Annotated in this window: 11 protein-coding genes; 5 read left to right on the top strand and 6 right to left on the bottom strand. The window is 60.4% G+C overall.

From position 1 onward, the window contains the following. The first annotated feature begins 237 nt into the window (after positions 1-237). Complete coding sequence (gene brnQ / locus HX830_RS12235) at positions 238-1,551, top strand: branched-chain amino acid transport system II carrier protein (RefSeq protein WP_177100388.1); 1,314 nt, start codon at positions 238-240, stop codon at positions 1,549-1,551. A 223-nt stretch (positions 1,552-1,774) separates the two neighbouring features. On the opposite strand, the gene HX830_RS12230 is transcribed toward brnQ, so the two are convergent. Continuing rightward, the gene (locus HX830_RS12230; RefSeq protein WP_152737183.1) at positions 1,775-2,020 is read right to left on the bottom strand and encodes a hypothetical protein; all 246 of its coding nucleotides are present in this window, start codon (positions 2,018-2,020) and stop codon (positions 1,775-1,777) included. Positions 2,021-2,186: 166 nt separating this feature from the next. On the opposite strand from HX830_RS12230, the gene HX830_RS12225 reads away from it, so the two are divergent. The 4 genes from HX830_RS12225 to HX830_RS12210 all read left to right on the top strand — a co-directional run bounded on the left by HX830_RS12225 (position 2,187) and on the right by HX830_RS12210 (position 5,904). Further along, positions 2,187-2,663 (top strand): PaaI family thioesterase, encoded by a 477-nt coding sequence (locus HX830_RS12225; protein ID WP_103498783.1) that lies wholly within the window; start codon positions 2,187-2,189, stop codon positions 2,661-2,663. Continuing rightward, positions 2,660-3,115, top strand: coding sequence for a PaaI family thioesterase (locus tag HX830_RS12220; RefSeq protein WP_177100386.1), 456 nt, complete (start codon positions 2,660-2,662; stop codon positions 3,113-3,115). The genes HX830_RS12225 and HX830_RS12220 overlap by 4 nt, the downstream gene beginning before the upstream one ends. Positions 3,116-3,204: 89 nt before the next feature. Beyond that, positions 3,205-5,109: a molecular chaperone HtpG gene (htpG, locus tag HX830_RS12215; protein WP_177100384.1), complete on the top strand. Its 1,905-nt coding sequence runs from the start codon at positions 3,205-3,207 to the stop codon at positions 5,107-5,109. 66 nt (positions 5,110-5,175) lie between these two features. Next, positions 5,176-5,904 (top strand): dienelactone hydrolase family protein, encoded by a 729-nt coding sequence (locus HX830_RS12210; RefSeq protein WP_152737181.1) that lies wholly within the window; start codon positions 5,176-5,178, stop codon positions 5,902-5,904. 174 nt (positions 5,905-6,078) lie between these two features. Here the strand turns inward: HX830_RS12210 and HX830_RS12205 are convergent, their stop codons facing one another. The 5 genes from HX830_RS12205 to fabA all read right to left on the bottom strand — a co-directional run bounded on the left by HX830_RS12205 (position 6,079) and on the right by fabA (position 9,938). Then, positions 6,079-6,963, bottom strand: coding sequence for a pirin family protein (locus tag HX830_RS12205; protein WP_177100382.1), 885 nt, complete (start codon positions 6,961-6,963; stop codon positions 6,079-6,081). A 62-nt stretch (positions 6,964-7,025) separates the two neighbouring features. Beyond that, positions 7,026-7,442, bottom strand: a complete 417-nt coding sequence (locus HX830_RS12200) for an OsmC family protein (protein ID WP_177100380.1) — start codon at positions 7,440-7,442, stop codon at positions 7,026-7,028. Between the two features lie 121 nt (positions 7,443-7,563). Next, a complete protein-coding gene (locus HX830_RS32485; RefSeq protein WP_152737179.1) occupies positions 7,564-7,986 on the bottom strand; it encodes a YXWGXW repeat-containing protein in 423 nt (140 codons plus the stop codon). Positions 7,987-8,190: 204 nt separating this feature from the next. Beyond that, a complete protein-coding gene (gene fabB / locus HX830_RS12190; RefSeq protein ID WP_152737178.1) occupies positions 8,191-9,411 on the bottom strand; it encodes a beta-ketoacyl-ACP synthase I in 1,221 nt (406 codons plus the stop codon). An 11-nt stretch (positions 9,412-9,422) separates the two neighbouring features. Next, positions 9,423-9,938, bottom strand: coding sequence for a 3-hydroxyacyl-[acyl-carrier-protein] dehydratase FabA (gene fabA, locus HX830_RS12185; RefSeq protein WP_027898655.1), 516 nt, complete (start codon positions 9,936-9,938; stop codon positions 9,423-9,425). Positions 9,939-10,136: the final 198 nt, after the last annotated feature.

Raw genomic sequence — 10,136 nt, 5'->3', positions numbered from 1 at the left:
CGGGCAACAACGATTCCATATGAAAACGCGACCCGAAAGTGTCGCTCGCAGGACATGATCGCCCTCAAATAGTGCGCCTTGCACCTGAGTTTGCTAGGATGCCCGCCTCTTTGCGTCCGCTGCCCACAAGGCCGCCGCGCGCTAAACGGGTCAACCCCATACGGGTCGACAGCATTTCCCTCACCCCACGGGAAATCCCTCTCTAAATTCCGATTCAGCAGTGTGGTATTTCCTGAAATGAAAGTGTTGAAAGGCCAGGACATCCTGGCACTTGGCTTTATGACCTTCGCCCTGTTCGTCGGGGCCGGCAACATCATCTTCCCCCCGATCGTCGGTTTGCAGTCCGGACCCCATGTCTGGATGGCGGCGTTGGGCTTCCTGATCACCGCGGTCGGCCTGCCGGTCATCACCGTGGTCGCGCTGGCCAAGGTCGGCGGTGCCATGGATGCCCTGAGCAGCCCCATCGGCAAGGTCGCCGGCGGTTTGTTGGCCGCGGCCTGCTACCTGGCGGTCGGCCCGCTGTTCGCCACCCCGCGTACGGCCACTGTGTCCTTCGAAGTCGGCCTGGCACCGTTGACCGGTGAAAGCCCACTGGCGCTGCTGCTCTACAGCTCGGTGTACTTCCTGCTGGTGTTCTTCATCTCCCTGTACCCCGGGCGCCTGCTGGACACTGTCGGGCGTTTCCTCGCCCCGCTGAAGATCATTGCCCTGGCGGCCCTGGGCATCGCGGCGTTTGCCTTGCCGGCCGGCGATATCGGCACGGCCACCCCCGAGTATGTCGCGGCTCCGTTCTCCCAGGGTTTCATCAATGGCTACCTGACCATGGATACCCTCGGCGCCCTGGTGTTCGGTATCGTCATCGTCAATGCCATCCGTTCCCGCGGTGTCGATTCGCCCCGGCTGATCACCCGCTACGCGATCATTGCCGGGTTGATTGCCGGGCTCGGCCTGGCGCTGGTGTATATCAGCCTGTTCCGCCTGGGTTCGGGCAGCCATGAAATCGCGGCCGGTGCCAGCAATGGCGCGGCGGTGCTGCACGCCTATGTGCAACATACCTTCGGCTCCCTGGGCAGCGGTTTCCTCGCGGTGCTGATCTCCCTGGCGTGCCTGGTGACGGCGGTGGGCCTGACCTGCGCCTGCGCCGAGTACTTCAGTCGTGTCCTGCCGCTGTCCTACAAGAGCCTGGTGATCATCCTGGCGGCGTTCTCGCTGCTGGTGTCGAACCTGGGGCTGACCAAGCTGATTGCCTTCTCGATCCCGGTCCTGACCGCGATCTACCCGCCGTGCATCGCCCTGGTGGCCCTGAGCTTCTGCCAGTCGTTCTGGCATGCCCAGGGGCGGATCGTCGGGCCGGTGATGCTGGTGTCGTTGCTGTTCGGCATGATCGACGCCCTCAAGGGCGCCGGGCTGGCGGACTGGATGCCGGCGCAGCTGTCGCACCTGCCGCTGAGCGAGCAGGGCCTGGCCTGGCTGGTGCCGTCGGTGGTGATGCTGGCGATTGCGGTGGTGATCGACCGCCTGCTCGGCAAGCCTGACGAAGTCCTGGCCTGACCGCGTCCCCTGTAGGAGCCGGCTTGCTGGCGATGCGATCTGTTAGTCGACATCGTTGTCGCCTGGAATATCGCTATCGCCAGCAAGCCGGCTCCTACAGAGGGAGATGGCAGGCGGTAGAGGGTATGTGGCAGACGCCAGAAAAAATAAAACCCGCACTTGGCGGGTTTTATTTTGCGTGAAGGTTTTTGCCGGTGAGTCCTTGCAAGAACCTCCAGGGCAATCAGGAGCCGGTGGCTTCCTTGGATTGCTCTTCAACCGCCGCTTTGTTGGATTCAGCCTGAGCTTTGGCAGCTTCGGCGTTTTCCTTGGCGGCCTCGTTCACCTTATCCTGAGCTTCGTTCATGCTCTTCTGAGCTTCCTGGGCGTGTTGGTTGGCGTCTTGAGCTTTGTCCTCGGATTTTTTATCGCAGGCGGCGAGACCGAGGGTAGCGGTCAACATCAAGGCAATAGCTAAAGTCTTACGCATGGGGGTGTTGCTCCTGTGTGGATATCACTGACTACTGGCCTTCAGAACACAGCCCCAAGGGATTAGTTCCTTGATTTTAAAAGATATATAAGTGCCGACCGAGCGGAACTTTTTCCTGATGTTTCGTTTTTATGGACGTTTTTCTCCGGATGAGAGCTATCAGTTCATGAGCCAGAACCCGATTTTCGAGCGTGCCACACGCTTTCTCAGCGCCATCCGCCACTGCCAGGTCCTCGGGCTGCGTTTGCACAGCGCCGATGCCACGGGGTTGACTGTGATCCTGCCCTACAGCGCCGAGATCGTCGGCGACCCGAACTCCGGGGTGATCCACGGCGGGGTGCTGACGACCCTGATGGACACCGCCTGCGGCATGGCCACCTTGTGTGTCCTGCCCGAGTTCGAGGTCTGTCCGACCCTGGACCTGCGCATCGACTACATGCACCCGGCGGCGCCGCACAAGGACGTCTACGGATTCGCTGAATGTTATCGGGTGACCCGCGACATCATCTTCGCCCGCGGTTTTGCCTATCAGGATGATCCCCAGCAACCCATCGCCCACGTGGTCGGCACCTTCATGCGCATGGGCAAGGGCATCAAGGGTGCCCACAGCTTCAGCGGCTCGCTCAACGGCGGTGCGGCATGAGCAACGACTTCAAGAAAATGTTGCAACAAGCCCATCAGCAGGGCGACTACGGGCAATTGCTGGAGCTTATCCCCTACGCCAAGCTGATCGGTATCCAGTGCTCACGCCAGGGCGACGAGCTGTTGTTCCGCCTGCCGGCAAACAAGGACAATATCGGCAACCCGTTGCTGCCGGCGATTCACGGTGGCGTGATCGCCGGTTTCATGGAACTGGCCGCCGCCCTGCACCTGCTGGTGTTTACCGGTTCGCCGGGGGTGCCCAAGGTCATCGACTTTTCCGTCGACTATCTGCGCGCCGGGCAATATCGCGACACCTACGCCCGATGTGATCTCTGTCGCCAGGGCCGGCGGGTGGCGAACCTCGCCATCACGGCCTGGCAAAGCAGCGAGGCCGAGCCGATTGCCACCGCCCGGGCTCACTTCAAGATCGAGGAAACACTTCCGGGCACTTGAAATCCCCGTCATAGCCCCCAACTTTGATGACAACCCGCCGCCAACCCTTTCGGGGGCGGCCACTGCCATCCAATTGGAGTTTGATGACCATGAGTGTGGAAACTCAAAAGGAAACCCTGGGCTTCCAGACCGAGGTGAAGCAACTGCTGCACCTCATGATCCATTCGCTGTATTCCAACAAGGAAATTTTCCTTCGCGAATTGATCTCCAACGCCTCCGACGCTGTCGACAAATTACGTTTCGAAGCCCTGTCCAAGCCTGAGTTGCTGGAAGGTGGCGCGGAACTGAAAATCCGTGTGAGCTTCGACAAGGACGCCAACACCGTCACCCTCGAAGACAACGGTATCGGCATGAGCCGCGACGATGTGATCACCCACCTGGGGACCATCGCCAAATCCGGCACCGCCGATTTCATGAAGAACCTCTCGGGCGACCAGAAGAAGGACTCGCACCTGATCGGTCAGTTCGGCGTGGGCTTCTATTCGGCCTTTATCGTCGCCGACCAGGTTGAAGTGTTCAGCCGTCGCGCCGGCCTTTCCGCCAGCGAAGGCGTGCACTGGTCGTCCAAGGGCGAGGGCGAGTTCGAAGTCGCCACCGTCGAGAAAGCCGACCGTGGTACCCGCATCGTCCTGCACCTGAAGTCCGGTGAGAACGAGTTCGCCGATGGCTGGCGTCTGCGCAATATCATCAAGAAGTACTCCGACCATATCGCTTTGCCGATCGAGCTGCCGAAAGAAGTGGCCGCTGTCGAAGGCGAAGAGAAACCTGCCCCGGAATGGGAAACCGTCAACCGCGCCAGTGCCCTGTGGACCCGTCCACGCACTGAAGTGACGGATACGGAATACCAGGAGTTCTACAAGCACATCGCCCATGACTTCGAGAACCCGCTGAGCTGGAGCCACAACAAGGTCGAAGGCAAGCTGGAATACAGCTCGTTGCTCTACGTACCGGCCCGTGCCCCGTTCGACCTGTACCAGCGTGAAGCGCCGAAAGGCCTCAAGCTCTACGTGCAGCGCGTGTTCGTCATGGATCAGGCCGAGTCCTTCCTGCCGTTGTACCTGCGCTTCATCAAGGGTGTGGTCGACTCCAACGACCTGTCCCTGAACGTGTCGCGGGAAATCCTGCAGAAAGACCCGATCATCGACTCGATGAAGTCGGCGCTGACCAAGCGTGTCCTCGACATGCTGGAAAAGCTGGCGAAGAACGAGCCTGAGCAATACAAGGGCTTCTGGAAAAACTTCGGCCAGGTGATGAAAGAAGGCCCGGCTGAAGATTTCGCCAACAAGGAAAAAATTGCCGGCCTGCTGCGTTTCGCCTCCACCCTGGGTGACGACGGCGAGCAAGTGGTGTCCCTGGCCGAGTACCTGGCCCGCGCCAAGGAAGGCCAGGACAAGATCTACTTCCTGACCGGCGAAACCTACGCCCAGGTCAAGAACAGCCCGCACCTGGAAGTCTTCCGCAAGAAAGGCATCGAAGTGCTGCTGCTGACCGACCGTATCGACGAGTGGCTGATGAGCTACCTCAACGAGTTCGACGGCAAGAGCTTTGTCGACGTGGCCCGCGGTGACCTGAACCTGGGCAACCTGGACTCGGAAGAGGACAAGAAGGCTGCCGAGGAAGTCGCCAAGACCAAAGAGGGCCTGGTTGAGCGTATCAAGACCGCCCTGGGCGACGCTGTCAGCGAAGTGCGGGTTTCCCACCGCCTGACCGACTCCCCGGCGATCCTGGCCATCGGTGAGCAGGACCTGGGCTTGCAGATGCGCCAGATCCTCGAAGCGAGCGGGCAGAAGGTGCCGGACTCCAAGCCGATCTTCGAATTCAACCCGACGCACCCGCTGATCGAGAAGCTCGATGGCGAGCCGGACGAAGACCGCTTTGGCGATCTGTCGCACATCCTCCTCGACCAGGCAGCCCTGGCGGCCGGTGACAGCCTGAAGGATCCGGCGGCTTATGTGCGCCGTCTGAACAAGCTGTTGGTTGAGTTGTCGGTTTAAACTGGTTGTACGAAAACCCGCTTCGGCGGGTTTTTTTATCCTTGGATGTTTTTATCGGAGTCCGAAATGAGCCAAGTTACTGTGAGTTCGGTGGTCTATCAGATCGATGGCCAATCCTATGAGAGCCGTCTGGCCTTTGATGCCGGCCACAAGGGGCCACGTCCGGGCCTGCTGATGGCGCCGAACTGGATGGGCGTCAGCGCCGGCGCCGAGACGATCGCCCAGGCGGTCGCGGCCAAGGGGTATGTGGTGTTGATCGCCGACCTGTACGGTCAATCGGTTCGTCCGAGCAATGGCGATGAGGCTGGCGCGGCGATGATGCCGTTGAAAAATGACCGTGCCCTGCTGCGCAAACGCATGCAGGCGGCGTTCGAGGCGCTGCAAAGCCAGGGGCTGGCCGTGGTGGATCCGGCGCAGTTGGCGACCTTCGGTTTCTGCTTCGGCGGTTGCTGCTCGCTGGAACTGGCTCGCACCGGCGCGCCGTTGAAAGCGACGGTGTCGTTCCACGGCACGCTGGATACGCCGAATCCAGCGGATGCGCAGAACATCAAGGGCTCGGTGCTGGTGCTGCATGGCGCCTCCGACCCGTTGGTGCCGAAAGAGCAACTGCCGGCATTCGAAGAGGAAATGAATGCCGCGGGTATCGATTGGCAGCTGTTGAGCTACGGCGGCGCGGTGCATTCCTTTACCGACCCGCATGCCAATGTGCCGGGCATGATGATGTATGACGCGAAGACGGCCGGCCGTGCGTTTGTGTCGATGCACAATCTGCTGGAAGAAGTGTTCAAGGGTTAAGCGTTCTGGCGGTCTTGAGGGCCTCTTCGCGGGCAAGCCCTGCTCCTACAGGGTGGTGTCGTGCACAAATCTTGTGAACGAGAAAAAACTGTAGGAGCAGGGCTTGCCCGCGAAAGCGTCCTCAAGCACGCCGCAGACCTCGCTGATAAACCCGACTCGTAAGGTTTCTCTGATTCAGGTTTTTTCCGCCGCGGGCTTGCGCGGCAACTCGATCCGCTCGCTTTCCCCCGGCACCGTCGGCCAATCCCTGGCCGCCCAGCGTGCCCGTGCCTGATCGATCAACACCGGATCACTGGCCACGAAGTTCCAGTTCATCCGTCGTGGCCCATCCAGCGGCGCCCCGCCGATCACCACCAGATGACATTCACCCTCGGCGAACAGCGTGAGGCTTTCCCCGGTCGGCAGCACCACCAGGCTGCGCGGCTCCAGCGCTTCACCCTCCAGCTGTGCCTCGCCTGCCAGCACATAGACCGCACGCTCCTCATACTCATCCGCAATCAGCAGGGTGGTCCCGCTTTCCATGTGGATATCGGCATACAGCGTCGGCGACAGCACCGGCACCGGTGAGGTCAGGCAAAAGCCGCTACCTGCCACCAGGCGGATGCGCACCCCCAGATTGTCACTGACGGGCAGGCTGGCAGCCGGGTGATGGCTGTAATGCCCTGGCCCCTGTTCCAGCACCTTGGGTGACGCCAGCCAGATCTGCAAGCCATGCAGGCTGGAACCACTGGCGACCAGATCGGCCGGGGTCCGTTCGACATGGGCGATGGCGCTGCCGGCGGTCATCCAGCTGACATCGCCAGGCTTGACGTGCTGCTCGGAGCCGAGACTGTCCTTGTGCACTATCTCGCCGTCGAACAGGTAGGTCAGGGTTGACAGGCCGATATGCGGGTGCTGCCGCACATTCATCCCGTGCCCCGGTGGATAGCGGGTTTCCAGCATATGGTCGAAAAACACGAAGGGGCCGACGCTGCGGCACTGGGCCGAGGGCAGGGGCCGCAGGATCGGTTGGCCTTCGACATCCTCGGCGCGAGGACGGATCACCAGTGGTGTGTTCATGGCAGGGCTTCCTGGCTCAGCGGGCGATGCGCAGAGCATAACCCGCTTTTTCGCCGTTGCCCTTACTGGCTGAACGCACCTTCGGACAACAGGGTTTCGATGCTGACTTCGGTGGTGGTCATCAACTTGTGGATCGGGCAGCGATCCGCGACTTTGTGCAGCTCTTCGCGCTGGGCATCGCTGAGCACGCCCTTGAGGGTCAGTTTGACCAGCAGGCCGTACTTGCCTTTCTGTTCCTGGCTGTTGTCGCGCTTGACCTCGACGGTGACCCCGGTCAGCGGGATGCCTTTCTTCTGGGCATAGAGCTTGAGGGTCAGGGCCTTGCAGGTCCCCAGGGCGGCGTCGAAGTAGTCGTGGGGTTCCGGTGCTGAGCCTTCGCCCCCCGCCGTCTTGGGCACATCGGCAAACAACTGATGATCATCGATCTGCACGCTGTGACGAAAACCTTCGCTGGATTCGGTGTTGATGGTGATGGTCATGACAAACCTCATGAAGAGTGACGGGAAAAGACCCTGAACTTTATAGATCACTACGCCTGAGTGATGTTCAGCTTTTTTCCCGCTCACGCCCCTGGCCTTTTACGTTGTGGGCATCGACTGATCAAGGACGAGGTCTTCCACCATGCCCGCCACCGCCTGCTGGAGGCTTATGAGGGGGTTTATGAGGAGGCTTGTGATGGGGTGGCTTATGAGGCGGTTTATGATGTTGGGGTGGCCGATGGTGACTCCACCCTGGTTTTTGAAAATGCCAACCGTGGGGGCCGTGAACCCAACGTGCAGGGGTGTAGGCATACCCCGGTCGAGCCGGTACCCAGAAGCCGTTTACCCATACACGGCGACCGCCTACGAGATTCCAGTACCCGGGTGCCCAGATATATCCCGGGCGAGCTGGCGGAACAACATAACTCGGTGGGGGAGGTGCGCCCAAGTTGATATGAATGCCCACCTGGGCATTTGCAATCGAGGGCAGACTACTTGCAGCGCTGATGACAACAAATGCGAGGGAGCAGAGAAAACGTTTCATGTTGGCTCCTTTTCAGGAGATTTGCTCAGCATGAGTATAGAACAGAGGCCTTGTTTGCAAGTATCTGACGGGATTTGGTGCAGAACGTGCGCAAGCCCGCTCGCCACAGGACCGTGTTCACTTTCAGGAGGTGTGTTCCCTTCCAGCAGGTAAAAAAAAGCCCCGAACCAGTCGGGGCTTTTTTATCTCGCGATCAAGCCGGGCTTACTTGCCCTGCCAGCGCTTCAGGACCAGGGTGGCGTTGGTGCCGCCGAAGCCGAAGCTGTTGCTCATCACGTTGTTCAATTCAACGTTTTCGCGGGTCTTGGTCAGTACCGGCATGTCAGCGACTTCCGGGTCCAGCTCTTCGATGTTGGCGGAGCCGGCAATGAACTTGCCTTCCATCATCAGCAGGCAGTAGATCGCTTCGTGAACGCCGGCGGCGCCCAGGGAGTGACCGGACAGGCTCTTGGTCGAACTGATGACCGGGGCCTTGTCGCCGAAGACTTCACGTACACCTTTCATTTCCGCGACATCGCCAACCGGAGTCGAGGTGCCGTGGGTGTTCAGGTAGTCGATCGGACCGTCGACAGTGGCCATGGCCATCTGCATGCAACGGACCGCGCCTTCGCCGCTTGGCGCGACCATGTCGTAGCCGTCGGAAGTTGCACCGTAGCCGACGATTTCCGCGTAGATCTTCGCGCCACGGGCCAGAGCGTGTTCCAGCTCCTCGACCACCACCATGCCGCCACCGCCGGCGATGACAAAACCGTCACGCTTGGCGTCGTAGGCGCGGGAGGCCTTTTCCGGGGTTTCGTTGTACTGGGTGGACAGCGCGCCCATGGCGTCGAACAGGAACGACTGGCTCCAATGTTCTTCTTCACCGCCACCGGCGAAGACGATGTCCTGCTTGCCCATCTGGATCTGCTCCAGGGCGGTGCCGATGCAGTGAGCACTGGTGGCGCAGGCGGAGGAGATCGAGTAGTTCAGGCCCTTGATCTTGAACGGAGTGGCCAGGCAGGCGGAAACGGTGCTGCCCATGGTCCGGGTCACACGGTACGGACCGACGCGCTTGACGCCTTTTTCGCGCAGGATATCCAGCGCTTCCATCTGGTTCAGGGTCGAGGCGCCGCCCGAGCCGGCCACCAGGCCGGTACGCGGGTTGGACACCTGCTCTTCGCTCAGACCGGAGTCGGCGATGGCGTCTTTCATGGCCAGGTAGGCGTAAGCCGCCGCGTGGCCGACGAAGCGATAGATCTTGCGATCGATCAGTTCCTCGAGATTGAGGTCAATGGAGCCGGAAACCTGGCTACGCAGACCCATTTCGGCATATTCCGGGTTGAAGCGGATGCCAGGGCGGCTTGCACGCAGGTTAGCGGAGACGGTCTCTTTGTCATTGCCCAGGCACGAAACGATGCCCAGACCAGTGATAACGACGCGGCGCATGCGAATAACCCTTAGAAGTTGTCAGTGGAGGTGAAAACGCCGACCCGCAGGCCTTCGGCGGTGTAGATCTCGCGACCGTCGACCGTTACCGAACCGTCGGCAATGGCCAGGTTCAGCTTGCCTTTGAGGACGCGTTTGATCTGAATGTTGTAGGTGACTTTCTTGGCGGTCGGCAGGACCTGGCCGAAGAATTTCACTTCGCCCGAGCCCAGCGCGCGGCCACGGCCCGGCAGACCCTGCCAGCCGAGGAAGAAGCCGACCAATTGCCACATGGCATCGAGGCCCAGGCAGCCTGGCATCACCGGATCACCTTCGAAGTGGCACGCGAAGAACCACAGGTCCGGGTTGATATCCAGTTCGGCGACCAATTCACCTTTGCCGTACTTGCCGCCTTCTTCGCTGATATGGGTGATGCGATCCACCATCAGCATGTTCGGGGCGGGCAGTTGCGCGTTACCTGGGCCGAACAGCTCGCCGCGACTGCAGCGCAGCAGATCTTCCCGGGTAAAGGCGTTTTGTTTGGTCATGCGAGCTCCTCAATAGTCCCATGCGGCAGGTGGGGCAAATCTTCCCGGCCGATCGAAGCGTTCATGCCTCGAAGCGACAGCCTACTCATAGACTATTGCGTTGTGGTGAAAGTCACAGCACCAAGGACATGAATGTACACTTGTGCACTGAAATTTTTATTCAAGCCGGTTTTCCAGCTCATTCGGGTGCCTAAGACT

This window comes from Pseudomonas gingeri (assembly GCF_013385425.1).
Classification (GTDB): domain Bacteria; phylum Pseudomonadota; class Gammaproteobacteria; order Pseudomonadales; family Pseudomonadaceae; genus Aquipseudomonas; species Aquipseudomonas gingeri_D.
Note: the sequence above shows the minus strand (reverse complement) of the source record. Positions and strands in the feature narration are given on the sequence as shown.

What these genes read in the sequence shown, in the direction of transcription:
- brnQ (WP_177100388.1), top strand. Translation starts at nt 238, where the DNA reads ATGAAAGTGTTGAAAGGCCAGGACATCCTGGCACTTGGCTTTATGACC.
- HX830_RS12230 (WP_152737183.1), bottom strand. Translation starts at nt 2,020, where the DNA reads ATGCGTAAGACTTTAGCTATTGCCTTGATGTTGACCGCTACCCTCGGT.
- HX830_RS12225 (WP_103498783.1), top strand. Translation starts at nt 2,187, where the DNA reads ATGAGCCAGAACCCGATTTTCGAGCGTGCCACACGCTTTCTCAGCGCC.
- HX830_RS12220 (WP_177100386.1), top strand. Translation starts at nt 2,660, where the DNA reads ATGAGCAACGACTTCAAGAAAATGTTGCAACAAGCCCATCAGCAGGGC.
- htpG (WP_177100384.1), top strand. Translation starts at nt 3,205, where the DNA reads ATGAGTGTGGAAACTCAAAAGGAAACCCTGGGCTTCCAGACCGAGGTG.
- HX830_RS12210 (WP_152737181.1), top strand. Translation starts at nt 5,176, where the DNA reads ATGAGCCAAGTTACTGTGAGTTCGGTGGTCTATCAGATCGATGGCCAA.
- HX830_RS12205 (WP_177100382.1), bottom strand. Translation starts at nt 6,963, where the DNA reads ATGAACACACCACTGGTGATCCGTCCTCGCGCCGAGGATGTCGAAGGC.
- HX830_RS12200 (WP_177100380.1), bottom strand. Translation starts at nt 7,442, where the DNA reads ATGACCATCACCATCAACACCGAATCCAGCGAAGGTTTTCGTCACAGC.
- HX830_RS32485 (WP_152737179.1), bottom strand. Translation starts at nt 7,986, where the DNA reads ATGAAACGTTTTCTCTGCTCCCTCGCATTTGTTGTCATCAGCGCTGCA.
- fabB (WP_152737178.1), bottom strand. Translation starts at nt 9,411, where the DNA reads ATGCGCCGCGTCGTTATCACTGGTCTGGGCATCGTTTCGTGCCTGGGC.
- fabA (WP_027898655.1), bottom strand. Translation starts at nt 9,938, where the DNA reads ATGACCAAACAAAACGCCTTTACCCGGGAAGATCTGCTGCGCTGCAGT.